This window comes from Streptomyces sp. NPDC002209 (genome assembly GCF_042890265.1).
In the GTDB taxonomy this organism is placed as follows: domain Bacteria; phylum Actinomycetota; class Actinomycetes; order Streptomycetales; family Streptomycetaceae; genus Streptomyces.
The window spans coordinates 349,974-371,822 of record NZ_JBIARX010000005.1 but is presented as its reverse complement, the minus strand read 5'-3'; the positions used below and the strand labels follow the sequence as shown (position 1 = coordinate 371,822).

Sequence of the window (21,849 nt, the reverse complement as noted above, 5' to 3'; positions counted from 1 at the left end):
CGGGCAGAGCGGATGATTTCCGTCATATTCGATCTCGACGGCACCCTCGTGGACAGCGAGCCGAACTACTACGAGTCCGGGCGGCGCACCCTGGCCCGGCACGGCGTCGCGGATTTCACCTGGGAGCAGCACTCCCGCTTCATCGGCATCGGCACCCTGGAGACGCTGGAGATCCTCAAGGACCGGTACGGCCTCCAGGTCCCGGTGGAACAGCTGCTGGCCGAACAGAACGCCGCCTACCTGGAGCTGGCCCGGGCGGGGACCGAGGTCTTCCCCGAGATGCGGAGGTTCGTGGAGCGGCTGTCCGCGGAGGGTGTACCGATGGCGGTGGCCTCCGGGTCCTCGCGCGAGGCGATCGACGCCGTGCTGGCCGGGACGGGCCTGGACGCGCTGCTGACCACGGCGGTCTCCGCCGAGGAGGTGGCGCGCGGGAAGCCCGCGCCCGACGTGTTCCTCGAGGCGGCCCGCCGGCTCGGCGCGGATCCCGCCGACTGCGTGGTCCTCGAGGACGCGGCGCCGGGCGCGCAGGCCGCCCACGCGGCCGGCATGCACTGCGTGGCCATCCCGTACGTGACCGCGACCGCCGACGACCCGGCCTTCGCGACGGCCGGCCTCCTCTTCCGCTCCGGCCAGGCGGAGTTCCACGCGGACACGGCCCACACCTGGCTCGCGTCCCGCCGCCCGGCCGCCTAGGGCTTACCGGGGTGGTGACCGCCCGCGCCCGTCAGCCGATGACCACGCGGAAGCCGCTCCCGTTGCGCGGGCCGAGCCGAGCGGTCACCCGGAGTTCAGGCATCGAGCCGTCCACGGTCAACTCCTCGTGTCCCACGCCCAATCGCGCCGATCGCTGACCGCGGTAGCGGAAGTACACCGCCAAGTGGTGCGTCCCGGCCTCAACGGGGACTTCCGTCGTCCCCCAGGCCGCTTCCCGCTCGACGCCGTCGATGTCCACCAGTGGTCTGGTGAAGGCGCGATGGAACGGCAGCGCGATCAGGGAAGGTCGGATGTGGATCAGCAGTTTCGTCATCAGTAAGTCCCAGGAGATCGATTCAGGAGGAGCCGAGCACCGACTCGGGTCGGAATCCGCGCGCGGCACCGACCAGGGCGCATGCCGTGACCAGGGCGGTGATGCCGCCTGCGCCGATCAAGAGCCGGATCGGTCCGAGTCCGGTCAGCCCGAGCGCCAGCGCCAGCAGGGCTCCGAAGCCGGGTGACACGGCGACGATGCTGACCAGCGCACCGCCGTTGCCCGCAAGGCCCGTCTGCCCCGGTTGGGCCAGGCGCGGGAACGACAGGCTGAGCAGGAGGGCGAGCGCCGCACCTGCCCAGACCGCCAGCAGGGGCAGGCCGAGGGCCAGTGCCAGACAGCCGCCGTCCGGCGAAAGGCTGTCGTGGCGGAGCCGGTCGGAGACGGCCAGGGCGTGAGCAGGAGGCCGGCGGCGATCGCATCGCCCGCGGCCCCGTACCGGAGGCCGAGCGCGGCGCAGCCCTGTCAGCGGCGCGAGCACCGGTCGATCGAAGCGTCGCGCGACTCGAGCCCTGGCGCATCTTCCGCAAAGCCCGCTGCAGCCCCAACCGCATGACCGCCATCGCCGCAGCCGTCCTCACCCTGGAACGTCAACGCTGACGAGGCTCATTGCCGTTGCAGGGTGAGGGCGGCTTGGCAATGGCCTTCATCCAGCTGAGAACCGTCTCACGACCAGACAAGTCGGCCTTCGGTGAACCGACAGACCGGGAAGCTTCCACCGGCGATTTTCGTCAGCGTCTCCGCCACGGAGTCGAAATACCGGGCCATCGACTCGTACTCGCCCGTGACCGTGATCTCACCCACGAACCAGCTGCCGACGCGCCCGTCCCGCACATCGATGAACTTTCCCCTCCAGCCGTCCTGGTCCGACAGGAACGGGATCCACTCGTTACGCCAGAACGGGTAGTCCGGCTGGTCCGGAGGGTCGAATCCGCAGGACGTGGAACGGTTCGCGTAAAGCCTCTCCATCGCCCGGATACCCAGAAAGAAGCTTCCCTCGTCGGGGAACCCATCGAAGCCGCAGCACATCACGTCGTCGTCGAAATCTTCCTCCGGCAGATCCAGATTGTTCCGCAACAGCCACGTCCGCAGGTCCCCATGCAGGGAGATCCCCATCCGCTCTTCGGCTGCCGCGAGCATCTGCTCCGTAGCGGGCCCCGGCAGATCCGCGTGATCGGCCGGCGCGTGCTCCCGAAGAAGACTCATCACACGCGACCAACTCTCAGCCACACTCATCGCCCTCTGCCCTCTCTACAGGGATGTCTCCGTCCGACCACACCACTGCGGAGGTTGAGAAGTACCGGCCGGAGAACCTTGCAGGGATGGTACTTCGAGCGTGTGTTCCATTCCTCCCCATGTTCGTCTTCCGCCCCGAAGCGCAGGGTCGACCCCTCAGCGAAGTGCCCGCCCGCGACTTTTCACAGACAAGCCACTGCGGATCGCGGTCCGCACCCTGTCCGGCGGCGAGACCGCGGGCCGGGAAGCACCCCTGAGCGGGAGGGAAGATCCCGCCGCGTCCGCGAGTTGGTAGAACCGTGAACGAAATCGTGCGGGGTGCGGCGGGCGTCGACGTGGTGGTCGTGGGGGCCGGGCAGGCGGGACTGTCCAGTGCCTACCACCTGGCGCGGGCCGGGATCGACCACGTGGTGCTCGACCGTGCACCGCGACCCGGCGGCGCGTGGCAGTTCCGCTGGCCCTCGCTGACCTACGGCAAGGTGCACGGGATGCACGCCCTGCCCGGCATGGAGCTCACGGACGCCGACCCGCTGCGGCCGTCCTCGGCGGTGATCGGGGAGTACTTCGGTGCGTACGAGGACCGGTTCGGGCTTCGCGTGCGCAGACCCGTGCACGTCGCGGCCGTACGGGACGGGGCCGACGGGCGGCTGCGCGTGGAGTCCTCGGCCGGGACCTGGTCCGCGCGGGCCCTGATCAACGCGACGGGGACCTGGGACCGGCCGTTCTGGCCGCGCTACCCGGGCCAGGAGACCTTCCGGGGCCGCCAGCTGCACACCGCGGACTACCCGGGTCCGCAGGAGTTCGCCGGGGCCAGGGTGGTCGTGGTGGGCGGCGGCACCTCGGCGGTGCAGCACCTGCTGGAGATCGCCGAAGTGGCGGCGGAAACCACCTGGGTGACCCGGCGGCCCCCGGTGTTCCGCGACGGGAGCTTCGGCGAGGCCGAGGGCCGGGCCGCGGTGGCCCTGGTCGACGAGCGGGTGCGCCGGGGGCTGCCCCCGCAGAGCGTGGTCAGCGTGACCGGGCTCCCGTTGAACGAGGCCGTCCGGGCCGGACTGGCCTCGGGGGTGCTGGACCGGCAGGACGCGTTCGACCGGATCACGGCGACGGGAGTCGCCTGGGCGGACGGACGGCAGGTGGAGGCCGATGTGATCCTGTGGGCCACCGGGTTCCGGGCCGCCATCGACCACCTGGCTCCGCTGCACCTGCGCGAGCCCGGCGGCGGCATCCGGGTCGAGGGCACCCGGGCGGTCCGCGACGAGCGGATCCACCTGGTCGGCTACGGCCCGTCGGCGTCGACGATCGGCGCCAACCGCGCCGGCGGCGCCGCGGTCCGCGAGATCCGCCGCCTGCTGGCCCGAGGAGCGGACGGCACGGACGGGGCCGAGGGCTCCGGCGGGTCCGGCGACGCGGGCGGCCTCGGCGGCGGGCGCGAGCCGGCGGCCGCCCTCTCCGCCTAACCGGTGCGGGAACCCGCCCGGGCGCGCGCGGCGCCCTCCCCCGCGCCCGCTCCGGCACCGGCAGTCGCCCCGGCAGCGGCTCGGATCCGGTTGAACTCCGCGACGTGCTTCTTGTGCTCCTCGTACGTCGCCGAGAAGCGGGTGTCCCCCGGCTTCACGGTGACGAAGAACAGCCAGTCGCCGGGCGTCGGCGCGACGGCCGCCGCCATGGCCTCGAGGCCCGGGCTGTCGATCGGCGTCGGCGGGAGCCCCTGGCGCTCGTAGGTGTTGAAGGGGCTGTCGATCCGGGTCTCGCTCAGGGTGGTGTCGACCGTGCTGCGGCCCAGCGCGTAGTTGATGGTGGAGTCCATCTGCAGCGGCATCGACCGTGCCAGCCGGTTGTGGACCACCCGGGCGACCTTGCCCCGGTCGGCGCGGGATTCGGCTTCGGCCTCGATGATGCTGGCGAGGGTGGCCGTCTGATACGGGGTCATCCCGTGCGCCTTGCCACCGTCGGCGACCGCCTTGGTCGCGAGCTTCCGGTTGGCCGTCTGCACCATGTACGCGAGCAGGGTGGCCGGCGTCGACTTCGAGGTCACCGGGTACGTCGCCGGGAACAGGAAGCCCTCCGGGTTGCCCTTCGCCTCTGCGGGCAGGGCCAGTCCGGCCGTGGCGACCGCCGCCTTGGCGGAACCTGCCGGGAGCTTCAGCTCGCGGTCGATCGCAGCGTACACCTGGGGCGCCCGCCAGCCCTCGGGGATGGTCAACTGGCGCGGCTTCTCGGGGGCTTCCGCGCCCCGCAGCAGCGGGAAGAGGGCTGCGGCCGCACCGACGGCGAGCAGCATGCCGAGGAGGAGCGCCAGACGGCCCCGGCGGGTGAGCCGGGAACGACGCCGTGGCGGCTGGTACTCATGACGCATGCGGGCACGCTAACCCGCGAACCGTCACATGTCGGGCATCACGCCCGCACATCGGTCATACGATCACACTTTTACCGGCGTAGGCTGCGCGGCTCCGTCGGCCGACCCGGTCGACTCCGCCGGTCTGGCGGCCTTGGCCGAAGACGCTTCCCGGACCACTCGGGCAGCGGTCGCCTCCGGGGTGAGCGCGGCTTCCCGGTCCCGGCGGACCAGGGCCGCGTACCGGCCGTCCGCCTCCAGCAGTTCCTCGTGCGTACCGCGCTCGGCGATGAGGCCCTTGTCCAGGACGACGATCTGGTCGGCGTCGCGGACGGTGGAGAGCCGGTGCGCGATGGTGATCGTGGTGCGGCCCTGGGACAGGTTGTCGATGGCCCGCTGCACGGCATGCTCGGTGCGGGTGTCGAGAGCGCTGGTGGCCTCGTCGAGGATCAGCACCGGAGGGTCGCGCAGGATGGTGCGGGCAATGGCGAGGCGCTGCTTCTCGCCTCCGGAGAAGCGGTAGCCGCGCTCGCCGACCAGGGTGTCGTACCCGTCGGGCAGGGACTCGATGTGGTCGTGGATCTGGGCCGCGCGGGCCGCCTCGGCGATCTCCTCGTCGGTGGCGTCCGGTTTCGCGAAACGGAGGTTGTCGGCGACCGAGGCGTGGAAGAGGTACGTCTCCTGGGAGACCACGCCTATGGAGCGGGCCAGCGAGTCGAAGTCGAGGTCGCGTACGTCCACGCCGTCGAGGGCGACCCGGCCGCCGGTCACGTCGTAGAGCCGGGGCACGAGGTAGCTCAGGGTGCTCTTGCCCGAGCCGGTCGGGCCGACCACGGCGAGCGAGCCGCCGGCCGGGACGGTGATGTCGATCCCCGTCAGCGTGGGCCCGTGCTTGGCGTCGTACGCGAAGTGCACGTCCTCCAGCCGGACCTCACCCCTGGCCCGGTCCAGGCGCACCGCGTCCGCGCGCTCGGTGATGTCCACCGGCAGGTCGAGGTACTCGAAGATGCGGGCGAACAGGGCGAGCGAGGTCTGGATCTGCACGCCGGTCGACAGCAGGCTCACGGCGGGCCGGAACAGGCCCTGCTGGAGCGTGACGAAGGCGACGAGGGTGCCGACCGAGAGCGAGGGGGCGCCCGACTGCAGGGCGATGCCGGCGGCCCAGTAGATGAGCGCGGGCATGGCGGCCATGACGATGCCGATGGTGGACATCCGCCAGCGCCCGGCCATGCTGGAGCGCACCTCGAGGCCGACGAGCTTCTCGGACTCGTCGGAGAACGACTGGGTCAGCGAGTCGGCGCGGCCCATCGTGCGGCCGAGGAGGATGCCGCTCACCGACAAGGACTCGGTGACCGTGGCGGCCATGGCGGCCATCTGCTTCTGCCGCTGGAGCGTGATCTTCTTGCGCTCGCGGCCGACCCGCCGGCTGATCCACACGAACACCGGCAGCAGGAGCAGCGAGACGAGGGTGAGCCGCCAGTCGAGCGCGAGCATCGCGACGACGGAGGCGATCACGGCCGTCAGGTTGGAGACGAGCGAGGTCGCGGTGGAGGTGACGGTGGCCTGCATGCCGCCGATGTCGTTGGCTATGCGGGACTGCACCTCGCCGGTCCGGGTGCGGGTGAAGAAGGCCAGCGGCATCCGCTGGAGCTGGGCGTACACGGCGGTGCGCAGGTCGTGCATGACGCGCTGGCCGACGGTCGTGGAGATCAGGGTCTGGAGCACGCCGAACACGCTCGTGACCACGGCGGTGAGGATCATGCCGAGCGCGAGCAGGCTGAGCAGCCCGGTACGCCCCTCGGGGATGGCGACGTCCAGGATCTCCTTCAGCAGGAACGGCGAGGCCACTCCCACCAGCGAGGAGGCGCAGACGAGCAGCCCCACGACGGCGAGGCGGCCGCGGTAGGGGCGGAACAGGCCCACGATCCGGCGCAGCTCACGCGGCTGCTCCTCGGGGGCGGGGCGGTTGGGGTCGAGGGCTTCTTTCGATGGGGTCCACTTCGGTTCTTCGGGGCGCATGGGCCTCCTTCTGACGAGACTCACATGAGCATAGCTCATTGTTACCTATGCTCACAATGAATCTGGTCCTGGTACTGTTTCCCAGTATGAGCACCGCTTCCGAAACCGACAGCACAGACGGCGTCCTCGCCGAGCAGTTGCTGCGGCTGACCCGTCGGCTGCACCGGATCCAGAAGCGCCACCTGGAACCGCTCGGCATCACCCCCGCCCAGAGCCGGCTGCTGCGCCTCGTCTCGCACTACGACGGCGACGAGCCGCCCCGGATGGCGGACCTCGCCGCCCGTCTGGAAGTCGTGCCCCGCGCCGTGACCACGCTGGTGGACGGCCTGGAGGCCGCCGACTGCGTGCGTCGCGCGCCCGATCCGGCGAACCGGCGCGTCATAAGGATCGAGCTCACCGACACGGGCCGCGCCACGCTGCGCCGGCTGCGTAGCGCGCGAACCGACGCGGCGGAGGAGATCCTGGCTCCGTTGACCGCCGGGCAGCGCGAGGTGCTCGGCGGCCTGCTGAACGCTCTGACGGACGCCCCGATGGAGCGCCGCTGCTGAGAAGGCCGCCCCGAGGCCCGGAAAGGCTCCCCGGGACTGGGCCGAACGAGTAGGCAAGGGGTCGCGCATGCCGCTGCTGGAACCGAGGCCCGGGGCCCTGCGCCCGCACAGCATCAGCGGCCCCGCCCCCGACCGGGTCCCGGAACACCACGCCGCCGGCACCCCGGAGCCGCTGCGGACCGAGCTGACGGAGCTGCTGGGCGCCGAGAAGGTGCTGTGGAAGATCTCCGACCTGGTCCGCTACGCCTCCGACGCCTCGCCGTACCGGTTCGTGCCGCAGGTGGTGGTGATCGCCGAGGACATCGACGACGTCTCCGCGGTCCTCTCGTACGCCCACGGCCGCGGGCGCGAGGTCGTCTTCCGCGCCGCCGGGACCTCGCTGAACGGGCAGGCCCAGGGCGAGGACATCCTGGTCGACGTACGCCGCCACTGGGCCGGCATCGAGGTGCTGGAGGACGGCCGCCGGGCCCGGATCCGGCCCGGCACCACCGTGGCGCGCGCCAATGCCGCGCTCGCCCGGCACGGCCGCGTCCTCGGCCCCGACCCGGCGAGCGCCGTCGCCTGCACCCTCGGCGGGGTCGTCGCCAACAACGCGTCCGGCATGACGGCGGGCACCACGAGGAACGCCTACCGCACGCTCTCCTCCCTCACGTTCGTGCTGCCCGGCGGCACCGTCGTGGACACCGCCGATCCGCTGGCCGACGAGGAGCTGGCGCGCGCGGAACCGGCGCTGTGCCGCGGGCTGATGGAGATCAAGCAGGAGATCGAGGCCGATGCCGGGCTCGTCGCCCGGATCCGGGCCAAGTACGAGATCAAGAACACCACCGGCTACCGGCTCGACGCGTACCTGGACGGCGCCACGCCCGTCGAGATCCTGCGCGGGCTGATGGTCGGCTCGGAGGGCACGCTCGGCTTCATCTCCGAGGTCGTCTTCGACACCGTGGCACTGGACCGCGAGCTCGCCAGCGCCCTGCTCTTCTTCCCCTCGCTGCCCGCGGCGGCCGCCGCCGTACCGCTCTTCAACGAGGCGGGCGCCCTCGCCGTCGAGGTGATGGACGGCAACACGCTGCGCGCCTCGGTCAGCGTCGAAGGCGTCCCCGCCGACTGGGCCGGCCTGCCGAAGGACACCACCGCCCTGCTGGTGGAGTTCCGCGCTCCGGACGAGGCGGGGCGCGCGCGGTACGAGCGCCGCGCGGCCGAGGTCCTCGCCGGGCTGGACCTGGTCGCGCCGGTGCCCTCGGTCACCAACACCTTCACCCGGGACGCGAAGACGATCAACGGCTACTGGAAGGCCCGCAGGGCCTTCGTCACCGCCGTCGGCGGGGCCCGCGCCCCCGGCACCACCCTGATCACCGAGGACTTCGCGGTGCCGCCCTCCCGGCTGGCCGAGGCCTGCGGGGCGCTCCTCGCGCTCCAGGCGGAACACGGTTTCGATGCGGCCGTCGCGGGCCACGCGGCCCACGGCAACCTGCACTTCCTGCTCGCCTTCGACGCCGCGAAGCCCGCCGACGTGGAGCGGTACGGGGCCTTCATGGAGGCGTTCTGCCGGCTGACGGTGGAGAGGTTCGACGGCTCGCTGAAGGCGGAGCACTCCACCGGCCGCAACATGGCCCCGTTCCTGGAGCTGGAGTGGGGGCCCCGGGCCACCGAGCTGATGTGGCGGACGAAGCGGGTCGTCGACCCGGACGGGCTGCTCGCCCCGCGCATCCTCCTCGACCGCGACCCGAAAGCGCATCTGCGCGGGCTGAAGACGATCCCGCAGGTGGAGGCGGTGGCCGATCCGTGCATCGAGTGCGGTTTCTGCGAACCGACCTGCCCCAGCGAGGACCTGACGACCACACCCCGGCAACGGATCGTGCTGCGCCGGGAGATGATGCGCCAGCAGCCGGGCTCCCGGGTGCTGGACGGGCTGCTCGAGGCCTACGGCCACGACGCCGTGGACACCTGTGCGGGCGATTCCACCTGCAAGCTGGCCTGCCCCGTCGGCATCGACACGGGCGCCCTGATGCGGGACTTCCGCCACCGCCGCCACAGCCCGCGCGAGGAGCGCGCCGCCGCGCTCGCCGCGACGCGGTTCAAGGCCGTGGAGGGCGCGGCCCGGCTGGCCGTGGCCGCCGCCGACAAGATCACCGACCGGGTCGGCGACGGGCTGCTCCAGGCGGTCACCGGGGCCGCGCGCAAGGCCGTACGCCCCGACCTGGTTCCGCAGTGGCTGCCGCAGATCCCCGGCGCGGCCGCACGGAAGCTGCCCGGGACCCGGCGGGTGGGAGCAGCCGCCGTGTACTACCCGGCGTGCGTGAACCGCATCTTCGGCGGCCCCGGGGGCCGGCCCGGCCCCTCCCTGCCCGAGGCCGTGGTGGCGGTGTCGCAGCGGGCCGGGAAGCCGGTGTGGATCCCCGGTGACGTCGCGGGCACCTGCTGCGCGACGATCTGGCACTCCAAGGGATACGACGCAGGGAACCGGGTGATGGCCAACCGGATCGTGGAGGCCGCCTGGGGCTGGACCGCCGGCGGGCGGCTGCCGCTGGTGGTCGACGCGTCCTCGTGCACGCTGGGCATCGCGCACGAGGTGGTCCCGTACCTGACGGACGACAACCGGGCGCTGCACGCGGAACTGACGGTCGTCGACTCGGTCGTGTGGGCGGCGGACGAGCTGCTTGCGCACCTGGAGATCAGGCGCACGGTGGGCTCGGCCGTGCTCCATCCGACCTGCTCGATGCGGCACCTGGGCGACGAGGCGCAGCTGCGGGCGGTGGCCGAGGCGTGTGCGACGGAGGTGGTGGTCCCGGACGACGCGGGCTGCTGTGCGTTCGCGGGTGACCGGGGCATGCTGCATCCGGAGCTGACGGCATCGGCGACGGAGCGCGAGGCCGCGGAGGTGACGTCGCGGACGTTCGACGCGCACCTGTCGGCGAACCGGATGTGTGAAGTGGGCATGGACCGGGCCACCGGCCGCAGCTACCACTCGGCGCTGCTGGAACTGGAGCGGGCCACCCGTCCTTGACGTGGCGACGGGCGGCCGGCCGGGCCGCAACTGCGCCGCACGTCCCGCCGCGTGAGGCCTTGGCCAACGCAAAATCGATTGCCCGGAACGGGTCCGGAAGGCGAACCTTGCACGGTTTGAACCCCTCGACCCGTCATGAGGCGTCATGCAGATCAGCGATCTTCCGTATCCGGATCCCGGGGTACCCGATGTTCGCTCCGGCCCGCGCTTCCTGGTCTGGCTGGGGCGGGGCCAACTCGGCGGACAGGTCAGGAGCCTGTGCTGGGGACTCGTGCACTTCTGCGGCATCGCCGGGCTGCCGTACGCGGTGGGCCTGGGCGTCGACGCGGTCGTCCGGCGCGACGGTACCGGGCTGCTGCTGGTCGGCGCGCTGCTGGTGCTGATCGGTGTCGCCATCTCGGTCGGCGACGCGATGCTCCACCGCACCGCCGTCACCAACTGGATCACGGCCGCCGCGCGCGTCCAGCAGCTGCTCGCCCGCAAGACGGCCGAGCTGGGCTCCGCCCTGACACGGCGGGTCGCGGCCGGCGAGGTGGTCGCGGTCTCCACGAGTGACGTGGAGAAGATCGGCTGGTTCGTGGAGGCGGTCTCCCGCTTCCTCGCCGCCGCCTTCGCCGTCGTCGCCATCTGCGTCGGCCTGCTGTTCTACGCGCCGTCGATCGGCGTGGTCGTCGCGATCGGCGTCCCGGTGCTCGCGCTGTCCGTGCTGCCGCTGCTGCCGCGCGCCACCCAACGCGCCGACATCCAGCGCGAGAAGGCCGGCAAGGCCACCGAACTGGCCTCCGACACCGTGGCCGGCCTGCGGGTGCTGCGCGGCATCGGCGGCGAGGAGCTGTTCCTCGGCCGTTACCGCGAGGCCTCGCAGGAGGTCCGCAAGGCGGCCGTCCGCAGCGCCCGGATGTGGGCGCTGATCTCCGCGATCCAGGTGCTTCTGCCGGGCGCGCTGCTGATCATCGTGGTCTGGTACGGCTCCGTGCTGGTGCTGGACGGCCGGCTGGCGGTCGGTGAACTCGTGGCCGCCTTCAGTGCGGTGGCGACGATGCTCTACCCGTTGCGGCACTTCGAGGAGATCGCCATGGCGTACTCCTTCTCCCGGCCCTCCGCCCAGCGGGCCGCCGGGGTGCTGTCGCTGACGCGTACGGACGCCCCGGAGCCGGCGGCGACGGACGCGGGGACTGCGGGGACTGCGGCCGCGCAGGCTCCGGCCCCGGGCGGGGACCTGTACGACCCCGCGACCGGACTGCTGGCCCCGGCGGGCCGGTTCACCGCCGTGGTGTGCGGGGACCCGGACCTGGCGGGCCGCCTGGCCGAACGTCTCGGCGGCCATCCGGCGGACGACGGCCCGGCCGCCGACCGGCGCTCGGTGCTGCTAGGCGGGGTCGCGCTGGACGAGCTCGCGCTGGACACCGCGCGCACGCTGGTCCTCGTCCAGGACAAGGACCCGGTACTGCTGTCCGGAACCCTGCGCGAGCTGTTCGCCGTACCGGCGTCCGGAGCGGTCGAGCCCGGGGCGGCGCTCGCCGCCGCCCAGTGCGGGGACGTCCTGGACGCGCTGCTGCAGTCGGCGCCGGACGGGGTGGACGACCCGATGGACGCCCGGATCACCGAGCGCGGCCGGTCCCTGTCCGGCGGGCAGCGCCAGCGGCTCGCGCTGGCGCGGTCCCTGGCCACCGACCCGGAGGTGCTGGTCCTGGACGAGCCGACCTCGGCGGTCGACTCGCACACCGAGGCGCGGATCGCGGACGGGATCACCGCCCTGCGCGCCGGGCGCACGACGGTGGTACTGGCCTCCTCGCCGCTGCTCCTGGACCGTGCCGACCGGGTGGTCCTGATCCACGAGGGCGCGGTCGCGGCAACCGGTACGCACCGCGAACTGCTGCACGGTGAACCGCTCTACCGGGCGGTCGTCACCCGCGAGACCGACGAGGAGCAGCGGGTGGCCCGGATGGAACTGACCCGGCTGGAAGAAGACCGGCTGGACAACGCACTGACAGAGATCGAGGAGTCCGCATGATCGGCCTGGCGCCGCCGTCATACGATCCGGCGGCCCCCGAATCGGCCGCCACCCTGCCCGTGGGCACGACGGCGACCGTACGGGGCTACGTGCGCGGCCTGTTCCGGCGCCACCGGAGAGCCTTCGCGGTGCTGGTGACGGTCAACGCGGTCGCGGTGATCGCCTCCATGGTCGGCCCGTACCTGCTGGGCCGGGTCGTGGACCAGCTGGCGGCGGGGGCGCGCGAGCTCCATCTGGGGAGCGTGGCCCTGCTGTTCGCGCTGGCCCTCGTGGTCCAGACGTTCTTCGTCCGGCTGGTCCGGCTGCGCGGCGCGATGCTCGGCGAGGAGATGCTGGCGGATCTGCGCGAGGACTTCCTCGTGCGGTCCGTGGGCCTGCCGCCTGGCGTGCTGGAGCGGGCCGGCACCGGTGATCTGCTGTCGCGGATCACCACCGACATCGACCGGCTGGCCAACGCGATGCGCGAGGCCGTTCCGCAGCTGGCGATCGGCGTGGTCTGGGTGGGGCTGCTCTTCGCGGCGCTCACGGTGACCGCGCCGCCGCTGGCCCTGGCCGCGTTGGTGGCGCTGCCGGTGCTGGTGATCGGCTGCCGCTGGTACTTCAAACGGGCTCCCTCGGCGTACCGGTCGGAGGCGGCCGGCTACGCGGCGGTCTCGGCCGTGCTCACCGAGACGGTGGACGCCGGTCGCACGGTCGAGGCGCACCGCCTCGGGCCGGGCCGGATCGCGCTGTCGGAGCGGCGGATCAAGGAGTGGACGGCGTGGGAGCGGTACACGCTCTTCCTGCGGACGGTCCTGTTCCCCGTCGTCAACGTCACCTTCGTGACGATCCTCGGCTCCGTGCTGATGATCGGCGGCTACTGCGTGCTGCAGGGCTGGATGTCGGTGGGGCAGCTGACCACGGGCGCGCTGCTGGCCCAGATGATGGTCGACCCGATCGGCCTGATCCTGCGCTGGTACGACGAGCTGCAGGTCGCCCAGGTATCCCTCGCCCGCCTGGTGGGTGTCCGGGAGATCGAGCCGGACGCGGGCGACGCGGCCGTCTCCCCGGCGGGGCGGGACGTCCGGGCCGACGAGGTGCGCTTCGGGTACCGGGAGGGCGTGGACGTGCTGCACCAGGTGTCCATGTCCGTGCCGCCGGGCACCCGGATGGCCCTGGTCGGTCCCTCGGGGGCGGGCAAGTCCACGCTGGGCCGGCTGCTGGCGGGCATCTACGCGCCGCGGACCGGCGAGGTGACCCTCGGCGGGGCGCAGCTGTCGCGGATGTCCGCGGAGCGGGTGCGCGAGCAGGTGGCGCTGGTCAATCAGGAACACCACGTGTTCGTGAGCTCGCTGCGGGACAACCTCCGGCTGGCGCGCACCGAGGCGGCCGACGCCGAACTGTGGGCGGCGCTCGGCGCGGTGGACGCGGACGGCTGGGCCCGGGCGCTGGAGACCGGCCTGGACACCGAGGTGGGTTCGGGCGGTACGGCGCTGACCCCGGCGCAGGCGCAGCAGGTCGCGCTGGCCCGGCTGGTGCTGGCTGACCCGCACACGCTGGTCCTGGACGAGGCCACCTCGCTGCTGGACCCGCGGGCAGCACGGCATCTGGAGCGTTCGCTGGCCCGGGTGCTGGACGGGCGTACGGTGATCGCGATCGCCCACCGGCTGCACACGGCGCACGACGCGGATGTGATCGCGGTGGTCGAGGGCGGCCGGATCAGCGAACTGGGCTCGCACGAGGAGCTGGTCGCGGCGGACGGCGCCTACGCGGCCCTGTGGCGCTCCTGGCACGGCTGAGCGCCCCGCTCCGGCCGCGTACGAGGACCCGCTCCCCCGCTGCTGCGCGAGGGAGCGGGGCGTTGCGCGCCGTACGGACCGACGGACTAGATGAAGCCGAGGGCGGAGGCTCCGCCTATACCGCCGAGCAGCATGAACACGGGCATGAGGACCTTGAGCTCCACCCAGCTGCCGGCCCGGAAGCGCATCCCCTTGGGCGGGCCTATGGGGTACCAGCGCTTCCCGGCGATCGGCAGGGGCCACAGGATGGGGCAGCCGGAGACGGTCAGGGCGTCGCCGATGTCGTGGACCAGGGCGCCGAGCAGGATCGGCAGGCCGAGCCAGAGGTATTCCTGGCCGGGGCCGTCGAACAGCCATCCGGCGCCGTTGCCGGGCTGGTCGAGGACACCGGCCAGGATCCAGGCGCTGGTGGCGCCGAGCAGCCAGACGAGGACGTCGCTGGACATCCGGGCGGCCCGCCACAGCAGGCCCTCCACGGCCAGGACCAGGTGGACGAAGAGCAGGACGAGCACGCCCCAGCGGTCGGTGGTGGCCGCCAGCGCGGAGGAGCCCGCGCCGATCAGGACGGCCCACAGCCAGGTGTGCGTCAGGGTGCGGTGACCGCCCGTGCGGCGGGCGTCCTTCGGGGCGCGGGTGGCCTTGTAGACGGCGTAGGAGATCTTGTCGACCACCTCGCACAGGCCCCGGGAGAGCGGGCCGAAGGCACGCGAGATCGTCGCCGACTTGTGGTCCAGGTCGGGGGCGAGGGCGGCGCCGGCGCAGATGAGCGCGCCGACGACGAGGACCGGCCAGGGCATCGGGTGCCCGGCGGCCGCGGCCGCCGCTCCCACCCCCAGCCAGGCTGCCGCCCCGGACAGTGAGTGCGCCGGACCCATCATGGTCGTTCCCCGCCCCAGTCGTGTGGTGGTCGGGCCCTGTTGACGGTTTCGTTCGGGCCCGGTCGACGGCACAGCGTACCGTCGGTGATCTTCGCTGTTCCCGCCGGTTCCCTCTTCCGGCGGGAAGCCAGGCAAGATGGGGGGTGTGACCCTCATTGATCAGCTCCCGCCGAACGCCGACCCCGACGCCCTCTTCGAGGCTTTCTCCTCGTGGGCGGAGGATCAGGGCATCACCCTGTACCCGGCGCAGGAGGAGGCGCTGATCGAGGTCGTCTCCGGGGCGAATGTGATCTTGTCCACCCCGACCGGCTCCGGCAAGAGCCTCGTCGCGGCGGGCGCGCACTTCACCGCCCTCGCCCAGGACAAGGTGACCTTCTACACCGCCCCCATCAAGGCGCTGGTGTCGGAGAAGTTCTTCGACCTGTGCAAGCTCTTCGGCACCGAGAACGTCGGCATGCTGACCGGCGACGCCTCCGTGAACGCGGACGCCCCGGTGATCTGCTGCACCGCCGAGGTGCTGGCCTCCATCGCCCTGCGGGACGGCAAGTACGCCGACATCGGCCAGGTCGTCATGGACGAGTTCCACTTCTATGCCGAGCCGGACCGCGGCTGGGCCTGGCAGATCCCGTTGCTGGAGCTCCCGCAGGCGCAGTTCATCCTGATGTCGGCGACGCTCGGCGACGTGAAGCGGTTCGAGGAGGACCTGACCCGGCGCACCGGCCGGCCGACCTCGGTGGTCCGCTCCGCGAGCCGGCCCGTCCCCCTGTCGTACGAGTACGTCACCACGCCGATCACCGACACGATCACCGAACTGCTGGAGACGCGGCAGGCCCCCGTCTACATCGTGCACTTCACTCAGGCCCAGGCGGTCGAGCGGGCGCAGTCGCTGATGAGCATCAACATGTGCACCCGCGAGGAGAAGGACAAGATCGCCGATCTGATCGGCAACTTCCGCTTCACCACCAAGTTCGGCCAGAACCTCTCCCGCTACGTCCGGCACGGCATCGGCGTCCACCACGCCGGCATGCTGCCCAAGTACCGGCGCCTGGTCGAGAAGCTGGCCCAGGCCGGCCTGCTGAAGGTCATCTGCGGTACCGACACCCTGGGCGTCGGCGTCAACGTCCCCATCCGTACGGTGCTGTTCACCGCGCTCACCAAGTACGACGGCAACCGGGTCCGGACGCTGCGCGCCCGCGAGTTCCACCAGATCGCCGGCCGCGCGGGCCGGGCCGGCTTCGACACGGCGGGCTATGTGGTCGCCCAGGCGCCCGAGCACGTCATCGAGAACGAGAAGGCCCTCGCGAAGGCGGGCGACGATCCGAAGAAGCGCCGCAAGGTGGTGCGCAAGAAGGCTCCCGAGGGCTTCGTCGCCTGGTCGGACACCACCTTCGAGAAGCTCATCGCCGCCGACCCCGAGCCGCTCACCTCCCGGTTCAAGGTCACCAACATCATGCTGCTGTCGGTCATCGCCCGTCCGGGCGATGCCTTCCAGGCGATGCGCCACCTCCTCGAGGACAACCACGAGCCGCGCAAGGCCCAGCTGCGGCACATCCGCCGGGCCATCGCGATCTACCGCTCGCTGCTGGACGGCGGCGTGGTCGAGAAGCTCGACACCCCCGACGCGGAGGGCCGCACCATCCGGCTCACCGTCGACCTCCAGCAGGACTTCGCGCTCAACCAGCCGCTGTCCACCTTCGCCCTGGCCTCCTTCGACCTCTTGGACCCCGAGTCCCCCTCCTACGCGCTGGACATGGTCTCCGTCGTCGAGTCCACGCTGGACGACCCGCGCCAGATCCTGGCCGCCCAGCAGAACAAGGAGCGCGGCATCGCCGTGGGCGCCATGAAGGCCGACGGGATCGAGTACGAGGAGCGGATGGAGCGTCTCCAGGACGTCACCTATCCCAAGCCGCTCGAAGAGCTCCTCTTCCACGCCTACGACGTGTACAGCAAGAGCCACCCGTGGGTCCGCGACCACCCGGTCTCCCCGAAGTCGATCATCCGCGACATGTACGAGCGCGCGATGACCTTCACCGAGTTCACCTCCTTCTACGAGCTCGCCCGCACCGAGGGCATCGTGCTGCGGTACCTGGCGAGCGCGTACAAGGCGCTGGACCACACCATCCCCGACGACCTCAAGTCCGAGGACCTCCAGGACCTCATCGCCTGGCTGGGCGAGCTGGTCCGCCAGGTCGACTCCAGCCTGCTCGACGAGTGGGAGCAGCTGGCGAACCCGGAGGTGGAGACGGCGGAGCAGGCCCAGGAGAAGGCCGACCAGGTCAAGCCGGTCACCGCGAACGCGCGCGCCTTCCGCGTCCTGGTCCGCAACGCCATGTTCCGCCGTGTGGAGCTCGCCGCGCTGGACCACGTCGACCAGCTGGGCGAACTGGACGGCGAGGCCGGCTGGGACGCCGACGCCTGGGGCGAGGCCATGGACGCGTACTGGGACGAGTACGACGACCTGGGCACCGGCCCCGACGCGCGCGGCCCGAAGCTGCTCCAGATCGAGGAGGACCCGGCGCACGGCCTGTGGCGCGTCCGCCAGACGTTCGCGGACCCGAACGGCGACCATGGCTGGGGCATCAGCGCCGAGGTCGACCTCGCGGCCTCCGACGAGGAGGGCCGTGCGATCATCCGGCTGACCTCGGTCGGTGAGCTCGGCGCGCTCTGACCTCTCCCCGGACTCCGTCCGGGGAGACCCCCACCCGCAAGCGACCGGCCCCGCCGGCTCCGGTTTCCCGCCGGCGGCGCCCGAACCTGACAGTGGAGAACCTCTGATGACGAACCCGGCAGAGAGACTGGTCGATCTGCTCGACCTGGAGCAGATCGAGGTCAACATCTTCCGCGGCGCCAGCCCGCAGGAGTCCCTCCAGCGGGTCTTCGGCGGGCAGGTCGCCGGCCAGGCGCTGGTGGCCGCCGGCCGCACCACCGAGAGCGACCGCCCGGTCCACTCGCTGCACGCGTACTTCCTGCGCCCCGGCATCCCCGGGGTGCCGATCGTGTACCAGGTGGAGCGGGTGCGCGACGGGCGGTCCTTCACCACGCGCCGCGTCACCGCGGTCCAGCAGGGCAAGACGATCTTCAATCTCACCGCCTCCTTCCATCATCCGGAGGAGGGCAGCATCGAGCACCAGCTGCCTCCCCGACTCGACTTCCCCCACCCGGACGCGCTCCCGAAGGTCGCGGACGAGATCCGCGAGCACTTGGGCGCGCTGCCCGAGGCGCTGGAGCGGATGGCCCGCCGCCAGCCGTTCGACATCCGGTACACGGACCGGCTCCGCTGGACTCCCGAGGAGCTCAAGGACGCCGATCCGCGCAGCGCGGTGTGGATGCGCGCCGTCGGCCCGCTGGGCGACGACCCGCTGGTGCACACCTGCGCCCTCACCTACGCCAGCGACATGACCCTCCTCGACGCCGTGCGCATCCCCGTGGAACCCCTGTGGGGCATGCGCGGGTTCGACATGGCCTCGCTGGACCACGCCATGTGGTTCCACCGGCCGTTCCGCGCGGACGAGTGGTTCCTGTACGACCAGGAATCGCCGATCGCGCACGGCGGCCGGGGCCTGGCCCGTGGCCGCATCTACGACCTCGAGGGCAGGCTGCTGGTCTCCGTGGTCCAGGAAGGCCTCTTCCGCCCGTACGCCGAGAACGCGGCCAAGCCGCCCGTGTCCCCCCAGTAGTCCGCCCCGTCCCCGAAGAGCTGAGCACACCCATGCCCACCCCGGCCCTCCCCTGCCCCTGCGGGCTGCCCGCCGCCTACCCGGAGTGCTGCGGCCGCTTCCACTCCGGTGCGCAGCAGGCGCCCACCGCGGAGCTGCTGATGCGCTCCCGCTTCAGTGCGTTCGCCGTCGGCGACACCGCCTATCTGCTGCGCTCCTGGCATTCGAGCACGCGGCCCGCCCGCCTCGACCTGGATCCCGACCAGCGCTGGGAGCGCCTCGAGATCCTCGCCGCCGAGCGCGGCGGGATGTTCGAGACGGAGGGCTCGGTGGAGTTCCGGGCGTACTACCGCGAGGGCCGGCACGCCGGTTCCCTGCACGAGCACAGCGCCTTCGCACGCGAGGCCGGGGCCTGGGTCTACGTCGGCCCCCTCTCCCCCGTCGACTTCGACTGACCGCGCGCCCCGGTCAGCGCGAAGTCCAGGCTCGTGCGGTACCAGTGGACCTCGTCCGGCGGCTCCGCCCGTAACAGCCGCAGCGCCACGGCCGCGGCGGCCGGGATCTGCGGGTGCCCGTACGGCGGGGGCGGGGCGAGCGCGGTGAGCACGATCCGCTCCGCCGGGTCGGGCACGGCCTCCCGCAGCTCGTCCGCCGGAAGTACGGAGGCCAGGACGGCGGCCCGCTCCCAGGGGTCGGCGGTTCGTCTCAGCAGCAGCCCCACATGCCGCCCCCGCCACTTCCGCGGCCGCAGGTCCGCCTTGGCCGCCATCAGCTCCCGGTCCGCCGGGGGCGCGCTCCCGCGCAGCATCCCCGCTTCCCGGGCGGCGAACTCCCGCAGCTCCGCGGCCAGATAGAGCCAGACCACCACCCGGTAGCGGTTGATCCGGTAGCCGACCGGGGTGATGTGTCCGCAGCGCGCGAGCCGGGTGAACCGGCCGGGGCTGATCCCCAGCACCCCGCACGCGGCCTCGGCTCCGGTCACGGTCTCGACCCGCTCGCGCAGCGCGCCCGGGAACCCGTCCGCCGACCGGATCCGGTCCAGCTCCGCCCGCGGGTAGCGCGCGGCCCCGCCCGGCGCCGGCGGCGCTGCGCGCACGATGCCCAGCTGGACGGCCCGGGCGAACTCGCTCCGGGTCAGCCCCAGTTCCCGGGCGGCGCGGGCACCGCCCACCCCCGCATCCGGCAGTGCGTGCCCCGACTGCGTCGCGACCTTCATGACGGTCCTCCCCCACGAGTGATGATTACTCTGCGTGAAGACCGTAACTCAGCGCCACGACACCCCGCGAGGCCTGTGGATAACTCCGGGAAGGCCGGAGGGCATCAGCCCCCGGTGATCCGCCGCTCCGCCACCCCCAGGTGCTCTCCCACCCGGTTGACCAGCAGCGTCATCTCGTACGCGACCTGACCGATGTCGGCCTCGGCGGCGCTGAGCACGCACAGCGAACTCCCCGCGCCCGCCGCCATGACGAACAGGACTCCGTCGTCGTACTCGACCATCGTCTGCCGTACCTCGCCGGCCCGGAAATGCCGGCCCGACCCCTTCGCCAGGCTCTGCAGCCCCGCCGCCACCGCGGCGAGGTGCTCCGCGTCCTCCCGCGCCAGCCCCGCGCTCGCGCCCGTCACCAGGCCGTCGTTGGACAGCACCACCGCATGCCTGACCTGCTGGACCCTGCGCGTCAGATCGTCGAGCAGCCAGTCCAGCTGCTTGTCCAGTGCCATTTCGAGCCCCTCCCCGTCGACGCCGCCGGCGTGGCCGCGCCCCACCCCTCGTGGTAAGTGCACGCCAGCCTTCCCCACCAGCGCCTTTCGGGCAAGGAGGATGTCCCCATGGCGAAGAAGATGACTCAAGAGGAATGGCGGGCATTCGTCTCGTACGGAACCCGCACCGGCAAGCTCTCCACCGTCCGCGAGGACGGCAGTCCGCACATCGCACCCATCTGGTTCGTCCTCGACGGCGATTCCTTCGTGTTCAACACCGGCAAGGACACGGTCAAGGGCCGCAACCTCCTGCGCGACGGGCGGGTCGCGCTCTGCGTGGACGACGACCGTCCGCCGTTCTCCTACGTCGTCCTGCAGGGGCGCGCCGAAATCAGCGAGGACCTGGAGGAGATGCTCCCCTGGGCAACGCGGATCAGCGCCCGCTACATGGGCGAGGAGCACGCCGAGGCCTTCGGCCGCCGCAACGCCGTCCCCGGAGAACTCCTCGTCCGCGTCGCCGTCGACAAGGTGATCAGCGTGGACGGCGTGACCCACTGAGGCGAGCACCGCCCGCACCCCACCGCACGCCCGCCTCACACGGAATCGGCCTGCGGCTCCACCGAGTCGAGCAGCCGGGCGGTGTGCACCCGCCCGGCGTACTCGACCAGCCGGATCAGCACCTCCTTCCCCGAATCCTTGTCCCGCGCATCGCACAGCACCACCGGTGTCCCCGACTCCAGGTCCAGGGCCCGCGAGACCTCGTGCGCCCCGTACCGCCGCGCGTCCGTGAAGCAGTTGACGGCCACGACGAACGGGATCCGCCGGTGCTCGAAGTAGTCCACCGCGGGAAAGCAGTCCTCCAGCCGGCGGGTGTCGGCGAGCACCACGGCGCCCAGGGCGCCCTGCGACAACTCGTCCCACAGGAACCAGAACCGGTCCTGCCCCGGTGTCCCGAACAGGTAGAGCGACAGTCCGGACCGGATGGTGATCCGTCCGAAGTCCATGGCCACGGTCGTCGTCGTCTTCTGGGCGACCCCGCCCGTGTCGTCGACCAGTTCGCCCGCCTCGCTGAGCTGTTCCTCCGTCCGCAGCGGCCGGATCTCGCTGACCGCCCCGACCAGCGTGGTCTTGCCGACCCCGAACCCGCCCGCCACGAGTATCTTCAGCGCGAGCGCGGCCAGTTCCCCGTCGGCCTCCGGATCCAGGTCCGGGCCGGGCACCGGGGCCGGTCCGCCGGGTCCGTCGTCGTGTTGTCCCATCACAGCGCTCGCAATCCCTCGATGACTTCACGCAGAATCCGCTCGTCCGGCAGCAGGGCGGGCGGCACCGGCCGGCTGACCTTGACGTGCCCGCCCTCCAGCAGGTCCCCGAGCAGCACCCGCACCACGCCCACGGGCAGGTCCGCGTCCGCGGCGAGCTCCGCCACCGACTGGGTCTCGGACCGGCAGAGCCCGAGCAGTGCCCGGTGTTCGGGGCCCAGCAGTGACTCGGCCGCCGCCGCATCCGCGCCGGACGCGCCCTCGTTGTCCATGACGACCAGCGCGATCAGGTCGAACCGGACCCCGTGCGGACCCGGCTTCGTACGCCCGCCGGTCATGGCGTACGGACGGACGAGCGGGCCCGCGTCGGCGTCGTACCACTGGTCGTTCATGTACC

The 21,849-nt window shown here is 72.1% G+C and carries 20 protein-coding genes and 1 pseudogene; 11 read left to right on the top strand and 10 right to left on the bottom strand.

All coding sequences use genetic code 11. From position 1 onward, the window contains the following. Positions 1-12: 12 nt before the first annotated feature. Complete coding sequence (locus ACFYXK_RS13355; protein ID WP_389411246.1) at positions 13-693, top strand: HAD family hydrolase; 681 nt, start codon at positions 13-15, stop codon at positions 691-693. Between the two features lie 31 nt (positions 694-724). Here the strand turns inward: ACFYXK_RS13355 and ACFYXK_RS13350 are convergent, their stop codons facing one another. Beyond that, the gene (locus ACFYXK_RS13350; RefSeq protein WP_389411245.1) at positions 725-1,027 is read right to left on the bottom strand and encodes a hypothetical protein; all 303 of its coding nucleotides are present in this window, start codon (positions 1,025-1,027) and stop codon (positions 725-727) included. A 22-nt stretch (positions 1,028-1,049) separates the two neighbouring features. Next, positions 1,050-1,508 (bottom strand): hypothetical protein, encoded by a 459-nt coding sequence (locus ACFYXK_RS13345; RefSeq protein ID WP_389411347.1) that lies wholly within the window; start codon positions 1,506-1,508, stop codon positions 1,050-1,052. Between ACFYXK_RS13345 and ACFYXK_RS13340 the strand changes: the two are divergent. After that, positions 1,487-1,627: pseudogene (locus ACFYXK_RS13340) on the top strand (IS5/IS1182 family transposase); the annotation flags it as partial. The gene ACFYXK_RS13345 and the pseudogene ACFYXK_RS13340 overlap by 22 nt on opposite strands. A 66-nt stretch (positions 1,628-1,693) precedes the next feature. Here the strand turns inward: ACFYXK_RS13340 and ACFYXK_RS13335 are convergent. Further along, positions 1,694-2,233, bottom strand: a complete 540-nt coding sequence (locus tag ACFYXK_RS13335; RefSeq protein WP_389411344.1) for an SMI1/KNR4 family protein — start codon at positions 2,231-2,233, stop codon at positions 1,694-1,696. A 338-nt stretch (positions 2,234-2,571) separates the two neighbouring features. On the opposite strand from ACFYXK_RS13335, the gene ACFYXK_RS13330 reads away from it, so the two are divergent. After that, positions 2,572-3,720, top strand: coding sequence for an FAD-dependent oxidoreductase (locus tag ACFYXK_RS13330; RefSeq protein ID WP_389411343.1), 1,149 nt, complete (start codon positions 2,572-2,574; stop codon positions 3,718-3,720). Here ACFYXK_RS13330 and mltG read toward each other — a convergent pair. Both mltG and ACFYXK_RS13320 read right to left on the bottom strand, forming a co-directional pair. After that, the gene (gene mltG / locus ACFYXK_RS13325; protein WP_389411244.1) at positions 3,717-4,619 is read right to left on the bottom strand and encodes an endolytic transglycosylase MltG; all 903 of its coding nucleotides are present in this window, start codon (positions 4,617-4,619) and stop codon (positions 3,717-3,719) included. The genes ACFYXK_RS13330 and mltG overlap by 4 nt on opposite strands. A gap of 63 nt (positions 4,620-4,682) precedes the next feature. Then, a complete protein-coding gene (locus tag ACFYXK_RS13320; protein ID WP_389411243.1) occupies positions 4,683-6,617 on the bottom strand; it encodes an ABC transporter ATP-binding protein in 1,935 nt (644 codons plus the stop codon). Positions 6,618-6,703: 86 nt separating this feature from the next. Between ACFYXK_RS13320 and ACFYXK_RS13315 the strand changes: the two genes are divergently transcribed. The 4 genes from ACFYXK_RS13315 (at position 6,704) to ACFYXK_RS13300 (ending at position 13,961) form a co-directional block, all read left to right on the top strand. Then, positions 6,704-7,165, top strand: coding sequence for a MarR family winged helix-turn-helix transcriptional regulator (locus tag ACFYXK_RS13315; RefSeq protein WP_389411242.1), 462 nt, complete (start codon positions 6,704-6,706; stop codon positions 7,163-7,165). Between the two features lie 67 nt (positions 7,166-7,232). Continuing rightward, positions 7,233-10,169 carry an FAD-binding and (Fe-S)-binding domain-containing protein gene (locus tag ACFYXK_RS13310; RefSeq protein ID WP_389411241.1) on the top strand — a complete coding sequence of 979 codons (2,937 nt, stop codon included), beginning with the start codon at positions 7,233-7,235 and terminating at the stop codon, positions 10,167-10,169. Between the two features lie 145 nt (positions 10,170-10,314). Next, positions 10,315-12,183 (top strand): ABC transporter transmembrane domain-containing protein, encoded by a 1,869-nt coding sequence (locus tag ACFYXK_RS13305; RefSeq protein WP_389411240.1) that lies wholly within the window; start codon positions 10,315-10,317, stop codon positions 12,181-12,183. Continuing rightward, the gene (locus ACFYXK_RS13300; protein ID WP_389411239.1) at positions 12,180-13,961 is read left to right on the top strand and encodes an ABC transporter ATP-binding protein; all 1,782 of its coding nucleotides are present in this window, start codon (positions 12,180-12,182) and stop codon (positions 13,959-13,961) included. Before ACFYXK_RS13305 ends, ACFYXK_RS13300 begins: the two co-directional genes overlap by 4 nt. Before the next feature lie 86 nt (positions 13,962-14,047). On the opposite strand, the gene ACFYXK_RS13295 is transcribed toward ACFYXK_RS13300, so the two are convergent. Then, a complete protein-coding gene (locus ACFYXK_RS13295; RefSeq protein ID WP_383510918.1) occupies positions 14,048-14,839 on the bottom strand; it encodes a metal-dependent hydrolase in 792 nt (263 codons plus the stop codon). Positions 14,840-14,984: 145 nt separating this feature from the next. On the opposite strand from ACFYXK_RS13295, the gene ACFYXK_RS13290 reads away from it, so the two are divergent. The 3 genes from ACFYXK_RS13290 to ACFYXK_RS13280 all read left to right on the top strand — a co-directional run bounded on the left by ACFYXK_RS13290 (position 14,985) and on the right by ACFYXK_RS13280 (position 18,950). After that, positions 14,985-17,507, top strand: a complete 2,523-nt coding sequence (locus ACFYXK_RS13290) for a DEAD/DEAH box helicase (protein WP_389411238.1) — start codon at positions 14,985-14,987, stop codon at positions 17,505-17,507. Between the two features lie 106 nt (positions 17,508-17,613). Then, positions 17,614-18,516 (top strand): acyl-CoA thioesterase II, encoded by a 903-nt coding sequence (locus tag ACFYXK_RS13285; RefSeq protein WP_053689977.1) that lies wholly within the window; start codon positions 17,614-17,616, stop codon positions 18,514-18,516. 32 nt (positions 18,517-18,548) lie between these two features. Beyond that, complete coding sequence (locus ACFYXK_RS13280) at positions 18,549-18,950, top strand: YchJ family protein (RefSeq protein WP_383510912.1); 402 nt, start codon at positions 18,549-18,551, stop codon at positions 18,948-18,950. On the opposite strand, the gene ACFYXK_RS13275 is transcribed toward ACFYXK_RS13280, so the two are convergent. Continuing rightward, positions 18,914-19,711, bottom strand: coding sequence for a DUF6397 family protein (locus ACFYXK_RS13275; protein ID WP_389411237.1), 798 nt, complete (start codon positions 19,709-19,711; stop codon positions 18,914-18,916). The two genes, ACFYXK_RS13280 and ACFYXK_RS13275, sit on opposite strands and share 37 nt — an antisense overlap. 104 nt (positions 19,712-19,815) lie before the next feature. Further along, positions 19,816-20,214 (bottom strand): roadblock/LC7 domain-containing protein, encoded by a 399-nt coding sequence (locus ACFYXK_RS13270; RefSeq protein WP_030296771.1) that lies wholly within the window; start codon positions 20,212-20,214, stop codon positions 19,816-19,818. A 108-nt stretch (positions 20,215-20,322) separates the two neighbouring features. Here ACFYXK_RS13270 and ACFYXK_RS13265 point away from each other — a divergent pair, with 108 nt between their 5' ends. Then, the gene (locus ACFYXK_RS13265; protein ID WP_389411236.1) at positions 20,323-20,751 is read left to right on the top strand and encodes a PPOX class F420-dependent oxidoreductase; all 429 of its coding nucleotides are present in this window, start codon (positions 20,323-20,325) and stop codon (positions 20,749-20,751) included. Positions 20,752-20,786: 35 nt separating this feature from the next. Here ACFYXK_RS13265 and ACFYXK_RS13260 read toward each other — a convergent pair whose 3' ends face one another. Both ACFYXK_RS13260 and ACFYXK_RS13255 read right to left on the bottom strand, forming a co-directional pair. Beyond that, positions 20,787-21,455 (bottom strand): ATP/GTP-binding protein, encoded by a 669-nt coding sequence (locus ACFYXK_RS13260; RefSeq protein WP_389411235.1) that lies wholly within the window; start codon positions 21,453-21,455, stop codon positions 20,787-20,789. Next, complete coding sequence (locus ACFYXK_RS13255) at positions 21,452-21,844, bottom strand: DUF742 domain-containing protein (RefSeq protein WP_389411234.1); 393 nt, start codon at positions 21,842-21,844, stop codon at positions 21,452-21,454. The genes ACFYXK_RS13260 and ACFYXK_RS13255 overlap by 4 nt, the downstream gene beginning before the upstream one ends. Positions 21,845-21,849 lie beyond the last annotated feature (5 nt).